Source organism: Roseobacter insulae (genome assembly GCF_019375555.1).
In the GTDB taxonomy this organism is placed as follows: domain Bacteria; phylum Pseudomonadota; class Alphaproteobacteria; order Rhodobacterales; family Rhodobacteraceae; genus Roseobacter; species Roseobacter insulae.
The window spans coordinates 471,907-490,218 of record NZ_JAHXDN010000004.1; the positions used below are offsets into that span (position 1 = coordinate 471,907).

The 18,312-nt window shown below is 62.6% G+C and carries 15 protein-coding genes; 4 read left to right on the plus strand and 11 right to left on the minus strand.

Annotation, left to right across the window (positions count from 1 at the left end; translation table 11 throughout):
* Window position 1: 1 nt before the first annotated feature.
* The 3 genes from ugpE to ugpB are packed head-to-tail and all read right to left on the minus strand — an operon-like array spanning window position 2 to window position 3,093.
* Window positions 2-838, minus strand: coding sequence for a sn-glycerol-3-phosphate ABC transporter permease UgpE (gene ugpE, locus KX928_RS16575; protein WP_219505101.1), 837 nt, complete (start codon window positions 836-838; stop codon window positions 2-4).
* Window positions 839-855: 17 nt separating this feature from the next.
* Window positions 856-1,737 (minus strand): sn-glycerol-3-phosphate ABC transporter permease UgpA, encoded by an 882-nt coding sequence (ugpA, locus tag KX928_RS16580; protein ID WP_219504859.1) that lies wholly within the window; start codon window positions 1,735-1,737, stop codon window positions 856-858.
* 45 nt (window positions 1,738-1,782) lie between these two features.
* Window positions 1,783-3,093 carry a sn-glycerol-3-phosphate ABC transporter substrate-binding protein UgpB gene (ugpB, locus tag KX928_RS16585; RefSeq protein WP_219504861.1) on the minus strand — a complete coding sequence of 437 codons (1,311 nt, stop codon included), beginning with the start codon at window positions 3,091-3,093 and terminating at the stop codon, window positions 1,783-1,785.
* Between the two features lie 283 nt (window positions 3,094-3,376).
* Between ugpB and KX928_RS16590 the strand changes: the two genes are divergently transcribed.
* The gene (locus KX928_RS16590) at window positions 3,377-5,479 is read left to right on the plus strand and encodes a DEAD/DEAH box helicase (RefSeq protein ID WP_219504863.1); all 2,103 of its coding nucleotides are present in this window, start codon (window positions 3,377-3,379) and stop codon (window positions 5,477-5,479) included.
* Here the strand turns inward: KX928_RS16590 and KX928_RS16595 are convergent.
* The 5 genes from KX928_RS16595 to KX928_RS16615 all read right to left on the minus strand — a co-directional run bounded on the left by KX928_RS16595 (window position 5,476) and on the right by KX928_RS16615 (window position 10,746).
* Entirely contained in the window at window positions 5,476-6,114 is a 639-nt protein-coding gene (locus KX928_RS16595; protein WP_219504865.1) for a hypothetical protein, read from the minus strand. The genes KX928_RS16590 and KX928_RS16595 overlap by 4 nt on opposite strands.
* 188 nt (window positions 6,115-6,302) lie before the next feature.
* Window positions 6,303-7,355: a fatty acid desaturase gene (locus KX928_RS16600; protein WP_219504867.1), complete on the minus strand. Its 1,053-nt coding sequence runs from the start codon at window positions 7,353-7,355 to the stop codon at window positions 6,303-6,305.
* Window positions 7,356-7,558: 203 nt separating this feature from the next.
* Window positions 7,559-8,827, minus strand: a complete 1,269-nt coding sequence (locus KX928_RS16605) for an ABC transporter permease (protein ID WP_219504869.1) — start codon at window positions 8,825-8,827, stop codon at window positions 7,559-7,561.
* The gene (locus tag KX928_RS16610) at window positions 8,824-9,630 is read right to left on the minus strand and encodes a taurine ABC transporter ATP-binding protein (protein ID WP_219504871.1); all 807 of its coding nucleotides are present in this window, start codon (window positions 9,628-9,630) and stop codon (window positions 8,824-8,826) included. The genes KX928_RS16605 and KX928_RS16610 overlap by 4 nt, the downstream gene beginning before the upstream one ends.
* Before the next feature lie 114 nt (window positions 9,631-9,744).
* On the minus strand, window positions 9,745-10,746 hold the full coding sequence (locus tag KX928_RS16615; protein WP_219504872.1) for a taurine ABC transporter substrate-binding protein: 1,002 nt from the start codon (window positions 10,744-10,746) through the stop codon (window positions 9,745-9,747).
* Between the two features lie 902 nt (window positions 10,747-11,648).
* Here KX928_RS16615 and KX928_RS16620 point away from each other — a divergent pair.
* Window positions 11,649-13,043 (plus strand): aminotransferase family protein, encoded by a 1,395-nt coding sequence (locus KX928_RS16620; protein WP_219504874.1) that lies wholly within the window; start codon window positions 11,649-11,651, stop codon window positions 13,041-13,043.
* Between the two features lie 74 nt (window positions 13,044-13,117).
* On the opposite strand, the gene KX928_RS16625 is transcribed toward KX928_RS16620, so the two are convergent.
* The 3 genes from KX928_RS16625 to KX928_RS16635 all read right to left on the minus strand — a co-directional run bounded on the left by KX928_RS16625 (window position 13,118) and on the right by KX928_RS16635 (window position 14,645).
* A complete protein-coding gene (locus tag KX928_RS16625; RefSeq protein WP_219504876.1) occupies window positions 13,118-13,438 on the minus strand; it encodes a DUF3775 domain-containing protein in 321 nt (106 codons plus the stop codon).
* A gap of 134 nt (window positions 13,439-13,572) precedes the next feature.
* Window positions 13,573-14,148: a chemotaxis protein CheB gene (locus tag KX928_RS16630; RefSeq protein WP_219504878.1), complete on the minus strand. Its 576-nt coding sequence runs from the start codon at window positions 14,146-14,148 to the stop codon at window positions 13,573-13,575.
* A 128-nt stretch (window positions 14,149-14,276) separates the two neighbouring features.
* The gene (locus KX928_RS16635; protein ID WP_219504880.1) at window positions 14,277-14,645 is read right to left on the minus strand and encodes a BrnA antitoxin family protein; all 369 of its coding nucleotides are present in this window, start codon (window positions 14,643-14,645) and stop codon (window positions 14,277-14,279) included.
* Between the two features lie 282 nt (window positions 14,646-14,927).
* Here KX928_RS16635 and pdxR point away from each other — a divergent pair, with 282 nt between their 5' ends.
* Entirely contained in the window at window positions 14,928-16,424 is a 1,497-nt protein-coding gene (pdxR, locus tag KX928_RS16640; protein WP_219504882.1) for a MocR-like pyridoxine biosynthesis transcription factor PdxR, read from the plus strand.
* Window positions 16,425-16,494: 70 nt separating this feature from the next.
* Window positions 16,495-18,273, plus strand: coding sequence for a sulfoacetaldehyde acetyltransferase (gene xsc, locus KX928_RS16645; RefSeq protein ID WP_219504884.1), 1,779 nt, complete (start codon window positions 16,495-16,497; stop codon window positions 18,271-18,273).
* Window positions 18,274-18,312 lie beyond the last annotated feature (39 nt).

The window sequence follows — 18,312 nt, forward strand, 5'->3', positions numbered from 1 at the left end:
CTTATTTCTCGCTGTCTACTAGTCCGCGGATGAAAAGGCGTTGCATGCCGACAACCACGATCACCGGCGGGATCATCGCCAGGATGGAGGTCGCCATGATCACCGGCCAGTCCGCGATGTCATCGCCTGACGGGAACATCTGCTTGATCCCCATGACGATGGTGTTCATCGACGGATCCGTGGTGATCAGCAGCGGCCAGAGGTATTGGTTCCAGCCGTAGATGAAGAGGATCACGAAAAGCGCCGCGATATTCGTGCGGCTCATCGGCAGCAGGATGTCCCAGAAAAACCGCATCGGTCGCGCGCCGTCCACGCGGGCGGCCTCGGCCAGTTCGTCCGGCACGGTCATGAAGAACTGCCGAAAGAGAAACGTCGCCGTGGCACTGGCGATCAGCGGAAAGATCAGGCCGGAATAGCTGTTGAGCATCCCGAAGTTCGCAACCACCTCGTAGGTCGGCACGATGCGCACCTCGACCGGCAGCATCAGCGTCAGGAAAATCAGCCAGAAGAAGGTCTTGCGCCCCGGAAAGCGGAAATAGACGATGGCAAAGGCCGAGAGCAGCGAGATGATGATCTTGCCGATCGCGATGCCCAGCGCCATGAAGAGGGAATTCAGCATCATCCAGGCCACGGGCGCGTTGATGCCGGACACCAGCGCCTTGCGGTAGTTCTCGAAAAACTGGTCCCCCGGCAGCAGCGGCATCGGCGGCTGCACGATCTCGGGCTGCGACACGGTCGAGGCGACGAAGGCCAGCCAGATCGGGAAAAAGATGAACAGCAGCCCGATGATCAGCCCCAGATGGGTCAGCCACAGCCCGGCGCCGCGTTTTTCAACCATGCCCGTCCGGTCCGCCATCAGTAATGCACCCGTCGTTCGATGTATTTGAACTGCACGATGGTCAGCAACCCGACGATCACCAGCAGGATGACCGACTGCGCGGCGGAAGAGCCAAGATCCTGCCCCACGAAACCATCCGAAAAGACCTTGTAGACGAGGATCGTCGTGGATTGCTGCGGCCCGCCGGAGGTGATGGTGTGAATGACCCCGAAGGTCTCAAAGAAGGCGTAAACGATGTTGACCACCAGCAGGAAGAACGTCGTCGGCGACAACAGCGGGAAGACGATGGTGCGGAACCGTGTCCAGAAATGTGCGCCATCGATCGCGGCCGCCTCGATCACCGATTTCGGGATCGACTGCAACCCGGCGAGAAAGAACAGGAAGTTGTAGCTGATACGCCCCCAGGCCGAGGCGACAACCACCAGCCCCATCGCCTCGCCGCCGTTCAGCACGTGGTTCCAGTCATAGCCCAGCACGCCCAGATACCACGTCACCACGCCGACGCGGGTGTTGAACATGAACAGCCACAGCACCCCGGCCACGGCGGGGGCCACCGCATAGGGCCAGATCAACAGCGTCCGGTAGACCCCCGAGCCCTTGATCAGCCGGTCCGCCAGAACCGCAAGGTAAAGGGCAATGCCCATCGACACCACGGTCACGAGGATCGAAAACACCGCCGTCGTCACGAAAGACGCGCGGTAATAGGAGTTCCCCAGAAGGTACTCGAAATTCCCCAGCCCCACGTATTGCATCGACAGACCAAAGGGGTCCGGAATGAACAGCGACTGCCAGATTGCCTGCCCTGCGGGGTAGAAGAAGAAAACGGCCGTGATCACGATCTGCGGCAGGACCAGCAGAAGCGGCAACCAGAGCCCTTTGAAGGTGACACGCTTTTCCATCAGTGAATCGCGCGCCCCGGAACCGGCCCGGGGCGCGCGGGTCTCTTAGCGGTTGGCTTGCTCGAAACGGCGCAGCAGCTCGTCGCCGCGTGCGGCGGCACTGTCGAGCGCGGATTGCGCGTCCTTGTCGCCGGACCAGACGGCCTCCAGCTCTTCGTCGATGATGCCGCGGATCTGGTCAAACGAGCCCAGACGCAGCCCTTTGGAATTCGACGTCGGCGCCTTTGCCGTCATCTGGATCACCGCCACGTCGGTGCCGGGGTTCGCATCGTAGAAACCCTGCTCCTTGGTCAGCTCAGCCGCCGCCGTGGTGATCGGCAGATAGCCGGTGTCCTGATGCCACTTGGCCTGGATTTCAGGCGAGCTGAGGAAGTTCAGGAAGGCCGCGACGCCCTTGTATTCCTCATCCGTCTGACCCTCCATCACCCAGAGCGACGCGCCCCCGATGATGGTGTTCTGCGGCTCATCGGCGAGGGCTTCCCAATAAGGCAGCGGGCGCACTTCGAAATCGAAGGTGGCTTCGGCCTTGATCCCCGCATAGCCCGCCGAGCTTTCGGTAAAGAGCGCGCATTCGCCCGCGCGGAAATTGGCGCCACCCTCGTTGCGGCGACCGGCATAGATGAACTTGCCATCCTGTGCCCATTCACCCATCGCCGACACATGCGCCACCTGCGCGGGGCTGTTCAGCGCCAGCTTGGTGTCCACGCCCTCGAACCCGTTTGCCTTGGTCGCAAAAGGCGTGTCGTGATAGGCGGAGAAATTCTCCAGATGAATCCAGCTTTGCCAGGCCGTTGTCATCGGGCAGTCGTGACCCGCAGCCTTGAGCTGGTCGAGCACCTCGCCCACCTGCTCCCATGTCGACATATCCACATTCGGGTCGATGCCCGCCCCGCTCAGCGCGTCGCGGTTGACCCAGAGCACCGGCGTCGAAGAGTTGAAGGGCAGCGACAACATCTGCCCGTCGTTTGAGGTGTAATAGCCTTTGACCGACCCGATATAGGCCTCGGAGTTGAAATCGGCACCGGCGTCCGCCATCACTTCGTAAACCGGCTTGATAGCACCCTTGGCGGCCATCATCGTTGCGGTGCCCACTTCGAACACCATCAGGATGTCTGGCTGTTCACCGGCGCGGAAGGCCGCGATCCCGGCGTTCAGTGTTTCGGAGTAATTGCCCTTGTGTGTCGCGCTCACCACGTAGTCCGATTGCGAGGCGTTGAAGGTCTCTACCTGTTCTGCAACCAGTTCGCCCAGCCGACCTGTGAACGCATGCCAGAATTCGATTTCTGTTTGCGCCATTGCAGGGACTGCCATGACCATCGACAGCGCCGATGCCGACAACATATATTTCATTTTCATTTGTACGATCTCCCAGTTCTGACTCAGACACCAACTGTGCAATTGAATCCATCAATTAGCAATCGCCACGATTGCACCTGGCCGCTTTGTTCACGCAGATCGTGTAAGTTCTGTGACAAGGTCTTTATCTTTAAGAATTTTTTGACAGCTCTGCGCGGGGCGACGACCAGCGTTGCGCATATTTCCATCGACTCTCGACGCTCAAGCGCATAACGACCGCCCAACCCCGGTCGCTGCTGCGACCTTGCAGCCTGCGCTGTTCCCAAAAAACAGGACCCATCCCGTGATCCAGACCCTCTCCGACGCCTTGGCCCAACAAGGCTATGACACACTTACCCCGGTACAGGAGGCCGTGACCGACCCGGCGCTGTCCGGGGCGGACCTGCTGGTTTCCGCACAGACCGGGTCGGGCAAAACCGTGGGCTTCGGCCTTGCCATCGCGCCGACACTGCTGGGCGAGGCTGCGCATTTCGGCCCGGCGGGCGCGCCGCTGGGTCTGATCATCGCGCCGACGCGCGAGCTGGCGATGCAGGTCAGCCGTGAAGTGTCGTGGCTTTACGGACAGGCGGGCGCTGTCGTGACTTCCTGCGTCGGCGGCATGGACAGCCGCACGGAACGACGCGCGCTGGAGCGCGGGGCCCATGTGGTGGTGGCCACGCCCGGCCGGCTCTGCGACCACATCAAGCGCGGCAACATCGACCTTTCGGCGATCCGTGCCGTGGTGCTGGACGAGGCCGACGAGATGCTGGACCTTGGGTTTCGCGAGGAGCTGGAATTCATCCTCTCCGAAGCGCCCGAGGACCGCCGCACGCTGCTGTTTTCCGCCACCGTTCCGGCGGCCATCGCCAAGCTGGCGCAAAGCTACCAGAAAGACGCGCAGCGGATCTCCACCGCCGGCGAGGCGCGCCAGCACGCGGATATCGAATACCGGGCGCTGAACACCCACCCGCGCGACATCGACAACGCCATCATCAACGTGCTGCGGTTCTACGAGGCGAAAAATGCCATCGTCTTCTGCAACACACGGGCGGCGGTGGCGCGGATGACCTCGCGGCTGACGAACCGCAATTTCTCGGTTGTGGCGCTGTCGGGCGAGTTGACGCAATCCGAACGCACCAATGCCTTGCAGGCCCTGCGCGACGGGCGGGCGCGGGTCTGCGTGGCCACGGATGTGGCAGCGCGCGGCATCGACCTGCCCAATCTCGAACTGGTGATCCATGCCGATCTGCCGTCCAATTCCGACACGCTGCTGCACCGCTCCGGCCGGACCGGCCGCGCCGGGCGCAAAGGCGTATCCGCCCTGATCGTCCCTCCGAAACTGCGCTCCAAGGCCAATCGCCTGATCGGCTGGGCCAAGCTGAAAGTGGAATGGGCCGAGCCGCCCTCCGCCGCTGATGTCATGGCCGAAGACGAGGCCCGTCTCTTTGCCGATCCGTCTTGGACCGATCCGGTCCCCGAGGACGCGCAGGCGCTTGTCGCACGTCTGGTGTCGGCGTTTTCCGCCGAGCAGCTGGCCGCTGCTTACGTCAACATCGCGCGCGCGCGCCGGTCGGCCCCGGAAGAGCTGTCCGACCCGGCGGCGAAAGACGACCGCCCGCGCAAAAGCTTCGGCCCCTCGGTGTGGTTCTCGGTCTCGATGGGGCAGAAGGACGGCGCGGAACCGCGTGTCTTGCTGCCGATGGTCTGCAAACGCGGCAACCTGACCAAGGACGATGTGGGCGCGATCCGCGTGCAGCAAAGCCATAGCTTCGTCGAAATCCTTGCCAGCAGCGCGGATGCCTTCGTCGCGGCGGTGGGGGCCGACATGGTGCTGGAGGATGGCGCGAAACTGACCCGTCTCGACAGCGCCCCCGATCTCGACCGGGGCCCGCGACCGGAGCGCAAACCGCGCGGCCCGAAACCGGAGTTCAGCAAGCCACGCCGCGACAAGCCTGCCTTCGATCCGCTCGACGCGGACCCCAGGCCCAAATCCCGCACGCCCCGCGAAACGCCCCGGACGGAATCGGCACCGAAGCCTCACAAACCGGCGGCGGCCCCCAAGGGCAAGAAACCCCCCAAATCACACAAGACCGACCGGTCGCCGATGAAGCCGGGCGCCAAACCCAAGGCAAAATCCGGGGCGGGCGCGGATGCGCCGCGCGCGGCGCGGGCCAAACCCGTCTGGACACAGGAAAACCGGCAGGTGGCCAAGGCCGAACGCGCCGCGCGCAACACGGAAAACGCGCGCCACGGGGCGGCGCGCGATGCCGAGACGACTGGCGGGAAGCGCGACAACAGCGCCTCGAAGAAACGTGCGGCTGACACCTCCAAGCGGTTCGTGCCGCCGCACAAACGCGGCAAGCCCACGGCCAAGGGGCCGAACGCACGGCCGCGGCGCAAGCCCTAGGGCTGATATCCCATCATGAACACCGTCAGCGGGATCGGGGCCACGGCAATCATCAGGGTGACGACAAAGCCCAGGGGGCTGAACAGGCGGCTCATCCCCGCGATCAGGGCCAACCCACCACCGCCGCCCAGAACGGTGTTGCCGGGCACATTGATCGCAACCGCCAGCGCGATGTGACGGTAGCTCAGCAGCGCCAGCAGAAAGCGGTTGTCGATCAGATCGCGCACCCGCGCTTCGCAGGCGGCGGGCGACAGGGTGGCGGTGTCCTCCACCAGTCCCGCGGCCTTGTGAAACTTCAGGTACCGGAACATCCGCGACAACCACGCCGCGGGCACAAGCCGCCCCGCGATGAACGACAGGCTGAGCGCGCAGATCATGCAGACGTAGACCAGCAGGGCCACGCGCGCGCCAAACACCGCGATCAGGGCCAGGCCAATCTCCGCCCCCGGCACGAAGGGAATAGCCGAGGCAAGCATATACACCATGCACACCAGCGCCATCACCCAGATCATGCCGGATGCGCTGTCGCCGGGTGCCTTCATGTCGATGGCGTCCGAGATCAGGCCGCTGATACCCCAGCCGATGGCCATCAGCGCCCCGTAAAAGAACAGCAACAGGATCCAGCGCCTGCTCACCGCGCGCCCCCGGTCCCGCGCGACAGCCACCCGGAAGGAGCAGGCAGGCACGCGGTCGGGCAAGTGTGAAAGAACATGGCGGGGACCCGTGGCTCTTGGGTCTCAGGCCCAATGGCAAAACTGTTAGCGCGCTTTCGGATTCGAATCCACTCTGCGCAGATTACGATACGTTTACCGCCGCGTGAGGATCAGATGGTGCCGTAAGCGGCCCGCATCTGACGGAAGGACAGCAGGCGGCGCTGCTTTTCATCCCACAGATGCAGGCGCGCGCAGGCGAGGCTCTCGCCGATGCTGAGCCGTTGTGCCTGCGCAAGCTCCGCATGATCGCGCAGCACCTCTGTCAAGCGGTAGAACGGAATGCGGCTATAGAGGTGATGCACGTGGTGAATGCCGATATTGGCGGTAAACCATTGCAGCACCCGCGGCATCACGTAATGCGAGGAGCCGTGCAGGGCCGCCTCGTGCAGGGCCCAGTCTTCGGGCTGGTCCCAATGGGTCTCCTCGAACTGGTGCTGCACGTAGAACAGCCAGACCCCGAGCGACGCCGCAATCAGGGTTGTCGGCACAAACACCAGAAGCAGCGGCATCAGCCCGCCGAAATACACGATCAGCCCGATGCTGACCGCCACACCGACATTCGTGCCGATGGAACTGACCCAGATGCGCCAGCCATCTCCCATCAGGCCGAACGGCAGGCGGTTCTCAAGATAAAACAGGTAGGCCGGTCCAAGCACGAACAGAACCAGCGGGTGGCGATAGGCCCGGTACCGCAGGCGGCCCAGCCAGTTGCGCGCACGGTACTCCGCCACGGTCAGCGTCACGACATCACCCATGCCGCGCTTTTCAAGGTTGCCCGCGCCGGCGTGGTGAATCGAATGCGACCGGCGCCAGACATCATAGGGCGTCAGCGTCAGGACACCAAGCGCGCGCCCGGTCCAGTCGCTGACCCTGCGGTTCGAGAAAAATGCGCCATGGCCGCAATCGTGCTGGATGCAGAAGATCCGGACGAGGAACAGCCCGTTGACGCAGGCCAGCACAAAGGCCGCGATATAGCTGACGGACAAGAGCCACCATGCCACCGCCCAGATCGCCAGAAAGGGGATCAGGCTGACCGCGATTTCGAAAAGCGAGCGCGCGGCATTTGGCTCGCGGTACTGCGACAGCACCTTTACCCAGCTTGCAGCAGGCCTTGACGCGGGATCCACCGGGAGCGCGCCCTCGAACGGGGTTTCGGATGTCATGAAGGCCTGCCTTTTTGTACGCTCGTTTCCTCAGGAATACTCGTGATCGACAATTACACAAGCTTATTGAGCAATCCTGAACGATTTTTGGGAATTCTGACGCAGTTGTGTGTCAGCCGTGATGGGTGCGCCCGGGGTGATCCGTCAGAAAACGGGAAAGGCCCCACGCGGGGCCCTTCCACGAGGTCTGGCGCCCGGCGGGGTCAGCCCTTGCCTTTCCACGGGACAAGAATGCGCTCGGCCCACCGCATCAGCATGTCGATACCAAAGCCGATCACGCCGATCAGGATGATGCCCATGATCACGATATCGGTGTTCTGGAACTTCGACGCGGTCATGATCATCATGCCAGCCCCCTGCTCCGCCGCGACAAGTTCCGCCGCAACCACGGTGCCCCAGCAGACCCCCATCGCCACCCGCGCGCCGGTGAAGATTTCCGGCAGGCTGTTGGGGATGATCACGTGGCGCATGATCTGCCACTTGCTGGCGCCCAGCGAATAGGCCGCATGCACCTTGGAGATCTTCACGCCCGACACGCCCGAGCGCGCCGCGATCGCCATGATCCACAAGGCGGCGAGGAACAGCAGGATGATCTTGCCCGCCTCGCCGATGCCCGCCCAGATGATCACCAGCGGGATGAGCGCCAGCGGCGGCACCGGCCGCATGAATTCGACAATCGGGTCGAACCAGCCGCGGAACCAGTCGCTCAGCCCCATCGCATAGCCCAGCGGGATGCCGACCAGAGCCCCCAGCAGGAAGCCCAGCACAACCCGGAAGAGCGAGTAGCCCAGGTGCTCCAGCAGGGTGAAGTTGCGAAAGCCGCTGCTCACGATTTCAAGCGACCGGGTCCACACCGCTTCGGGGGCGGGAAGATACAGTGGCTCCATCTGCCAGCCCTTGGTCGGTTCGAAATTGGGCGTGCCCTTATCCGACAGGGTCACGGTGCCGCCATCGACCTTCACGGTCTCCCCCGGGGCGATCTTCTGCCCGTTAATCGCGATGACCTGCGCGCCGTCCTTCTTGGTGATATCGTCGTTGCGGCTCACGTTGATCAGCCCGGTCCGCCACTGCGCAATCGCCGCGGAATCGTTCTTGGCAAACCCATCGCCCGGATCGACCTGCGGTGCCTCGGTGGCTTGCTCGCGCGGATGCACCACCACGGTGACGGTCGCATCATCGGGTGACTGGCCATCGGCCTGCGCCGTGTAGGTGAAGGTTGTCGTGCCCTCAAACGGCCCCGGCGCGTGCAAAAAGCCCGGCAACAGGCTGGAGCCGGTGAAAATCCCCCACATCAGGAAGATGGTCAGGATCGAGATGATGCCCGCCGCCCGGTTTGGCCGCACCGCACTTTCATCCCCGAAGGTCACCGTTTTCAGCGAGGTGTAATCGTGCAGACCAGCGCCCTGCACCACCTTGGTCACGATAAAGAACGCGGCCACGAAGATGACGATATACATCAGCAGAGGGATCATGCCGCGTCCTCCTTACCGCCCATAATTTCTTCTTCCATATCCCAGATCATATTCAGGATTTCCTCGCGGCGCGGCCCGAACTCGGGGTGTTTCTTCACTTCCCGCAGGTCCGCATCAACGCCCAGATCGGCAAAGGGCAGCCGGTATTCCTTGTGAATCCGCCCCGGACGCGGCGCCATCACGATCAGCCGCTCGCCCAGCAGCAGGGCTTCCTCCACCGAGTGGGTGATCAGGATGATCGTCTTGCCGGTCTCTTTCCAGAGCTTCAGCACAAGGCTCTGCATCTTCTCGCGGGTCAGCGCATCCAGCGCGCCCAGCGGTTCATCCATCAGGATCACATCCGGGTCATTCGCCAGACAACGCGCCAGCGCCACGCGCTGCTGCATGCCGCCCGACAGCTCGTAAACCGCCTTTTCCTTGAAATCCTGCAACCCCACCACATCCAGCAGGTGATTGACCGTCTCGTCCTTGTCGCGCTTGGGCGTGCCCTTCATCGACGGGCCGAAACCCACGTTTTCCCGCACCGACATCCACTCAAAGAGCGCGCCCTGCTGGAACACCATGCCGCGCTCCGCATCCGGCCCGGTGACCTTGTGACCGTTCAGGATCAACTCGCCCGCCGTGGGCGCCAGAAATCCCGCGACAATGTTCAGCAGCGTGGTCTTGCCACAGCCCGAGGGTCCCAGAACGCTCAGCAACTCGCCTGCCTTCAAATCAAGCGACACATCCTGCAAAGCCTGCACATGGTCGCCGTTCGGCAATTCGAAACGCATGGATAGATTTTTTATAGATAGTCCGGTCATGAGGTCCCCACCTGTTGCCCCGGGTCGGGGCGGCTTGCCGGGGCAGGGTTGGCCCCGCCTCTGGTCCTTAAAGAGCGGCGGCGCGAGGCATACCCCGCGCCGCCGCATGTCGTCTTACATGCCCTTGGCGGCTGTCAGCGGGCCGGTGTTGACCGCATCCTCGTAGCTTTCAAGCGCGCTGTCGATGGACCCCGCTTCCACGAAGACATCCGCCACGCCCTTCATGAATTCCGCAGCATTGCCACCCAGCCATGCTTCGGACAGCTGCTCCTCCACAGAGGGGAACTCGAAGGTCGCCATCGAGCTGCGCGCCGCCTCGACATCCATACCGGACTGTTCGGCGATCACGGCCAGCATGTCATCGCTCTGGTTGGCTTTCCACTCAGCGTTTGCCGCCGCGGTGACAGCTGCAAACTTCGCAACGACATCGCCGTTCTCAGCAACATAGGACGCGGGCGCAGAGGTGACGTCGAACACCAGAATGCCCAGTTCCTGCTTTTCCGCGCCGGTCAGCAACACGTTGCCATATTCCTTCATGCGCGCAAGGCCACCGCCCCACCCGCAGGCAAAGTCAACCGCGCCCTGGCTCAGGGCAGCAGCCCCTTCCGGCGGTGCCATGTCGACAACCTGCAAAGAGGCGACGTCAACACCGAAGTGATCCATCTGGCGCAGGAAGCCGTAATGCGCAGCCGTGCCCAGCGGTACCGCCACTTTCTTGCCGGCCAGCTCGCTGGCGCTGTCCTTGTCGATCTCCAGAGCTTCGGCAACCACGCAGTTGTCGTTCTCCGAATAGGACACGGCGACGTCGATCGTCTGAATGTCCTGGCCGCCGGATGTCGCAACCACGAAAGGTGGCACACCCTGAGATACGGAAATCTGCACGTCGCCCGATGCCATCGCGGCACTCATCGCCGTCCCGGTTTCGAACGACACCCAGTTCACCTTCATGCCCAGCGCTTCGTCATAGGCACCGGAGGCTTTGGCCGCGAGGAAGGGCATTGGCCATTCAAGGAAATATCCTACCGTGATTTCACCGTGGCCGTCTGCCAGGGCAGCCTGACCGGTCATCGCCATTACCGCGCCCGCTACAAAGGCGCATGTCGTCTTCTTGATCATTGTGTTCTCCCGTTGATCACATCCCGTTCCGTTGGTGGTTCGGGTTTGGTTTCGTCTTTGCGGGGTATCCCGCCTGTTGGTTGACAAGATGATAGGCACGAAAATAGCCAGATATCTCTTGATTTTTGCTCCGTCACACTGGCTCGTTCAAAGTCATTGCGCAATCACTAAGGTCACTAATGTGATCCGCTGCGTTGTCCGGGGCTTTCAAAATGCTGGATTTCGCGCCTGTCTTGCCAAATTTTAGTGCTGCATACTGAGGGTCGGGCGGAGCTTGAGCAAACGTCCACTTTTACCCCCTGCATGAGTCCAGTTTGGCCTTACGTGTCGCTTTTCCCTTCTGACTGGTCGCGCCAGCGCCGCACCGCCGGAACCAACCCCGGTGTCCGGCATCTTTCGCGTCTGGCATCTGGCAGAGGGGGGGGGCGTGACCGGCGAAAGGCGCCTCCGGCAGGATTGCACCCGGCGCAGGCCGCCGCAGCCACCAGCCGGTCGCGACGCCACCCGGGCCATTGCATACACCGGCGCGTGAAAAACAGCCTGCCCGGCCCCGTCATCGCCCGATGCGCCTGCGCCCGGATCAGGGCATCACGGGGGCACCCCGTCGCGCCGCTATGGCATTTGGCAGGGTAAGCGCTTTCACCCATCCGCAAATACATCGATGCCCGGTAATTGCCTGTCAGCAGGGCCGCGCAGGGACACAGCCCTGCCTCACCTGATTTCCCCGGAAATTCAGGCAAATAGCCCAGAATTTACTTGAGGTAACGCCCTGTCTGGTCATACCTTTGGGGATCATCTGGCCCTACTGCCAGCCTCGGAAAAACAGTCTGGTCGGCTAAATCCGGAACGCTATGCCCTCCGATTTCACCCGATTCTTCCAGCCTCATGAAAGGTTTGACCCAATGGACGGCAATTTCAATGAAAACGACCTCAGCCGCGTTGTCGAAGCCGACCGCGCAAATGTCTGGCACCATCTGATCCAGCACCAGCCCTTCTTTACCGGCGCTGATCCCAAGATCATCATCGAAGGCAAGGGCCTGCGGGTTTGGGATCAGAAGGGCGTTGAGCATATCGACGCCGTGTCCGGCGGTGTCTGGACAGTCAACGTGGGCTATGGCCGCGAAACCATGGGCGATGCGGTGCGCGATGCCATCGTGAAGATGAACTTTTTCGGCGGCACCGTGGGGTCCGTGCCCGGCGCGCTTTTTGCCGAGAAGCTGCTCACCAAGATGCCCGGGCTTGACCGCATCTACTATGCCAACTCCGGCTCCGAGGCGAATGAGAAAGCCTTCAAGATGGTCCGCCAGATCGCGCACAAGCGCTATGGCGGCAAGAAGCACAAGATCCTCTACCGCGACCGCGACTACCACGGCACCACCATCGCCTGCCTCTCGGCGGGCGGTCAGGATGAGCGCAACGCGCAATATGGCCCCTATACCCCCGGGTTCGTGCGCGTGCCGCACTGCCTGGAATACCGCAAGCACGAGCAGGAAGGCGCGCCCGATCAGAACTACGGTGAATGGGCCGCCAACCAGATCGAGGAGATCATCCTGCGCGAAGGCCCCGACACCGTGGGCGCGCTCTGCCTTGAACCCGTGACCGCGGGTGGCGGCGTGATCGAAGCGCCCGACGGTTACTGGCCGCGCGTTGCCGAGATCTGCAAAAAATACGACATCCTGCTGCACATCGACGAGGTGGTCTGCGGTGTCGGCCGCACCGGCACGTGGTTCGGCTACCAGCACTACGGCATCCAGCCCGACATGGTGACGATGGCGAAAGGCGTGGCCTCCGGTTACGCGGCGATCTCCTGTCTGGCCACCACCAACGCCGTCTTCGACATGTTCAAGGACGACGCCTCCGATCACATGAACTACTTCCGGGACATCTCCACCTTCGGAGGCTGCACGGCCGGCCCCGCGGCGGCGCTGGAAAACATGCGCATCATCGAGGATGAGAACCTGCTCGAAAACACCGTGGCGATGGGCGACTATATGCTCGACCAACTCGCGGCGCTGAAAGACAGGCACGCGGTGATCGGCGATGTACGCGGCAAAGGCCTCTTCCTCGGCGCGGAGCTGGTGTCTGACCGCGACACCCGCGAACCGGCGGCAGAAAAGATGGTGCAGGCCGTGGTGGGCGATTGCATGAAACAGGCGGTGATCATCGGGGCCACCAACCGCTCCCTGCCCGGCAAGAACAACACGCTCTGCTTCTCGCCCGCGCTGATCGCCACCAAGGACGACATCGACCACATCTGCGCAGCGGTTGACGGGGCGCTCACCCGCGTCTTCGGCTGATCACACCCCGCAGCGTCCGCAACACAAGGCCCCGGGCAGCACCGGGGCTTTGTGGCCTCACCCGGCGGCGCACACTACAACAGGGATTGCTCCGCGTCCGAGACGGAAATGCCCAGCAACTCCAGCCCGGTCTCCAGATGGTCGGCAAAATGCGGCGTGCCGATCAGGTAATCCGCGGTGGGCGTGACCGCCTCGCGCCGCGCGGTCTCCAGAGCCTCGGCATATTCATCCGGGCCGAAGCTGTCCCGTCCGACCCACATGATCGCGATCAGACTATAGCATTCTTCCTCGTTCAGCGTCTCAAGGAACCCGCGCAGTTCCCGCTCGGCCCGATCAATCTCATGCCCGTATAAAATGATCTGAGCCACCTTCGTCACGGCAATATCTATTGTCATCGGCCGATCCTCTCTTTGGAAATTGCTCCACATGCATCTCAGGTTCACCGCCACGCGTATATGATCTAGATCAACGCCGCGCGCCCTCCCGGACCCCGCCACCGACCGCCCCGTGCCACCGCAGGCCGGTTGCGTCACGACTGACCGATCAGCTCGCCCAGCCAGACACCCAGTTCCCGGGCCGCAAGGATCTGCCGGGGATGATCGGCATTGATCACCATGCGCGGCATGCTCTGAAACGACGCCGTCTCCGGATCCTGCACAATCGTCTGACCGCCCATGTCGTAGATGATCTGCGCACCCCGCATGCCGTCGTTCATGGTGCCAGACAGAACCACGCCCACGGCCTTGTCCCCGTATTCGGAGGCCAGCGTCATGAACAACGCGTCGATGGAGGGGCGAAAACCTGAATCCTCCACCAGTTCCGACAGTCTGATCTGCTTGTCCTTGAACAGCGCATGGGTGGCCCCCGGCACCACGTAAATCCAGCCCGGTTGCAGCGTTTCGCCATCCGTGACCTTGCGAACCGGCAGCGGGCAGAGGGCCTGCAGAATTTCCGACAGCTGAGACGTGGAATCGCCGTGAATGGCCACCACGATCGGGGCGTCGAGGTCGCGCGGCAGCCCGTCGATCAACTCCCGTACCGCGTCAAGCGCGCCGGCCGAGCCGCCAATCGCCACCACGTATCCAGATTCACCCTGACGGGGCATGGCGTACTCCTGTCCAGCCGGAACAAAAGGGGTAGACCATTTCCCGCGCTGACGCAACCAATGGTGGTAGGCGCGCGGTGCCGGGCGCACCACCGCGACGCCCCCGGCAGCCGTTCCCGCCCCTGCCGTCACATCCGGCCGCGGTCAGCCGCGATTTCTTCCTGCACCCGCCGCGCCTCGGCCAGAAGGCGCGGCACGGTGTTGTCTTCCGGATACCCCTTGATGTGACCCGACAGCAGCGCCATCCAGTAGATCCGCAGCACCCGGTTGATCCGCGCCTGATAGCCCGGCCCCAGCTTGCGGAACCAGCGGACCATGTCGCTGTCCAGCCGCAGGGTGATGCGGGTCTTCGGGCGGCCAACCGGCGCATCCCATTCCAGCCCGGTCCAGTCGCGCGGCAGGCTTTGATCCAGCCATGCGGCGGATAAATCCTGCTGCAGCCGTTCCAGCTCGTGCATCATTTCAGTCTCGGCGGCGCGCTGTCCTTTTGTACTCACATCCGGTCTCCTGTTCCTGTGTGACGGGGCGCAGAGTGCTCCGGGCCGGGTAAACAGGCGTTAAGGCGGACGTACGGTGCACAGGCTGTGTACGTGTGTCATACGATCTGTGACAGGGATATGCCGGAATACCTTGCCAATTGTGACGATTAATGATACCAGAAGTTTCAATAATACGATATTTGGTCAAATCTGACTGCATGCATGGGGGGATAAATCGGGCTTTTGGGGCGCGATTAATACCAGATTGAAGGCAGTCTATATCCAGTATAGGCTCCCTGCATGGCGCTGCCCGTCGAAACCTTCTTTCTGCATCCCGATGCTCAGGGAACTCTGCAGTCGCAGATACAGCAGATGATTGCGCAGGGCATATTGTCGGGCCGGTTTCAGCGGGGGGAAAAGCTGCCATCGACCCGCAAGCTGGCGCTGCATCTGGGCGTGAGCCGCATCACCGTGACAATCGCCTATACCGAACTTCTGGCCAACGACTACCTGACGTCGAAGGGTCGCTCGGGCTATTACGTTTCCGACAACGCCCCCGTGCCGCCCGCCTTCACCCCCAGCCAGGTCGGCCCCGACGCCGTCGACTGGACGCGGGCCATCGGCCAGCGGTTTTCTGGCGGTGACATGCCGCGCAAGCCCGCTGACTGGGGTGGATACCGGTATCCGTTCATCTATGGGCAGGCGGATCCGGAGCTTTTCGATCATGCCAACTGGCGGCTGTGCGCCCTCAAGGCGCTGGGTCAGAAGGATTTCACCGCGCTGACCACCGATTACTACGATCAGGACGACCCGCAACTGATCGAATTCATCGCCCGTCACACGCTGTCACGCCGCGGGATAACGGCCCGGCCGGAGCAGATCCTGATCACGCTGGGCGCGCAGAACGCGCTCTGGCTGACGACGCAGGTCCTGCTGACGCAAAGGCGCCGTGCCGCGCTGGAAGACCCTTGTTATCATGCACTTCGTGACATTCTGTCCCAAAGCCGCTGCCACGTGACGCCGGTCCGGGTGGATGCCGATGGCATGCCGCCGGACGCCATTCCGCCAAATACGGACGTGATCTTTACCACGCCCAGTCATCAGTGCCCGACGACGAACACGATGCCGATGCACCGGCGCCACGAGTTGCTGGAGCGCGCCGCCGAAATGGACGCGCTGATCGTGGAAGATGACTATGAATTCGAGATGTCCTTTCTCAAAAGCCCGTCTCCGGCGCTCAAAAGCCTCGATACCGACGGGCGGGTGATCTATGTCGGCAGCTTCTCCAAGTCGCTGTTTCCCGGGTTGCGTCTGGGCTATCTGGTGGGCTCAGAACCCTTCATCCGCGAAGCGCGCGCGTTGCGGGCCTCGGTGCTGCGGCATCCGCCCGGGCACGTGCAGCGCACGGCGGCCTATTTTCTGTCCCTTGGGCACCACGATGCGCTGATACGCCGGATGGGCAGCGCCCTGCACGACCGCCGCGAGGTCATGAGCGCTGCCATCGCCGCACACGGCCTGCAGATCGCGGGTCAGGGTGCTTACGGCGGCTCGTCGTTCTGGATGCGCGCGGCGGATGGGGTGGACACGCAGGAACTGGCGCGCAGATTGCAGGCGCGCGGCGTCCTGATCGAGCCCGGGCACGCGTTTTTTTCCGGCCCGTCACGCTCCCGCAACTACTACAGACTGGCCTATTCCTCGATCCCGGCAGGGCGGATCGCAGACGGCGTCGCCCTGATCGCCGAAGAAATGCGCGCCTTGAGTGATCTGGGATTAAACGCAGTAGGCAACTGGCCCTAACCCCAACCCGTCGAACACCCTAATTTCCCCGCAACCGAGATTCGCAACTCTTTATCCAAGGACACCCGCCATGAAAATGACCACCGAAGAAGCCTTTGTAAAAACACTCCAGATGCATGGTATCGACAATGCGTTTGGGATCATCGGCTCGGCTATGATGCCCATCTCCGACATCTTCCCGGATGCGGGCATCAAATTCTGGGACTGCGCCCATGAAACATCCGGCGGCATGATGGCGGACGGCTTCACCCGCGCCACCGGCAAGATGTGCATGATGATTGCGCAGAACGGCCCCGGTATCACCAACTTCGTGACGGCTGTGAAAACCGCCTACTGGAACCACACGCCGGTTCTGCTGGTCACACCGCAGGCGGCCAACAAGACCATCGGTCAGGGCGGCTTCCAGGAAATGGAACAGATGAACCTTTTCGCCGATTGTGTGGCCTATCAGGAAGAAGTGCGTGACCCGTCGCGCATCGCGGAAACCCTTAACCGCGTGATCATGCAGGCCAAGCGCGCTTCCGCGCCCGCGCAGATCAACATCCCGCGTGACTTCTGGACGCAGGTGGTCGATATCGAACTGCCGGCAATCGTGGACTTCGAATTGCCACAGGGCGGCGATGCCGCTGTTGCAAGTGCGGCCGAGCTGCTGAGCAACGCGAAGTTCCCCGTCATCCTGAACGGGGCAGGCGCTGTGCTGTCCAAGGGCGGGATCGAGGCCTCCAAAGTACTGGCTGAGCGTCTCGACGCACCGGTCTGCGTCGGTTACCAGCACAACGACGCCTTCCCCGGCAATCACCCGCTTTTTGCAGGCCCGCTGGGATACAACGGCTCCAAGGCCGGGATGCAGCTGATCTCCAAGGCAGACGTGGTTCTTTGCCTCGGTACCCGCCTCAACCCTTTCTCCACCCTGCCGGGCTACGGCATCGATTACTGGCCGACGGATGCCAAGATCATCCAGGTGGACATCAACCCCGACCGCATCGGCCTGACCAAGAAAGTGACCGTGGGCATCGTGGGCGATGCGGCAAAGGTGGCCAAGGGCATCACCGCACAGCTCTCCGACGACGCGGGCGATACCAACCGCGACGAGCGCAAGAACACCATCGCCAAGACCAAATCGGCATGGGCGCAGGAACTGACCTCCCTGAACGAAGAGCAGGACGACCCCGGCACCGACTGGAACGTGCGGGCACGTGCCGCCAAGCCGGACTGGATGAGCCCGCGCATGGCATGGCGCGCCATCCAGGCCGCCCTGCCGGTCGAGGCGATCATCTCGTCTGACATCGGCAACAACTGCGCGATCGGCAACGCCTATCCGTCGTTCAACGAGAGCCGCAAGTATCTCGCCCCCGGCCTCTTTGGCCCCTGCGGCTACGGCCTGCCCTCCATCGTCGGTGCCAAAATCGGCCAGCCGAACACGCCGGTTGTGGGTTTCGCCGGTGATGGCGCCTTCGGGATCTCCGTCAATGAACTGACAGCGATCGGCCGCGGCGACTGGCCGGCGATCACCCAGATCGTTTTCCGCAACTACCAGTGGGGCGCTGAAAAGCGGAATTCGACCCTTTGGTTCGACGACAACTTCGTCGGCACCGAGCTGGACGAGGATGTCTCTTACGCCGGTATCGCGACTGCCTGCGGCCTCAAGGGTGTCGTTGCCCGCACGCAGGAAGAGCTGACTGCCGCGCTCGATCAGGCGATCAAGGATCAGATGGAAAACGGAGTGACCACCCTGATCGAGGCGATGATCAACCAGGAACTCGGCGATCCGTTCCGCCGCGATGCGATGAAGAAACCGGTTCAGGTTGCAGGCATCAGCAAGGACGACATGCGCGCGCAAGTCGTATAACAGGGGGTGCACAACCGCATCTTCATAAACCAAGGGATC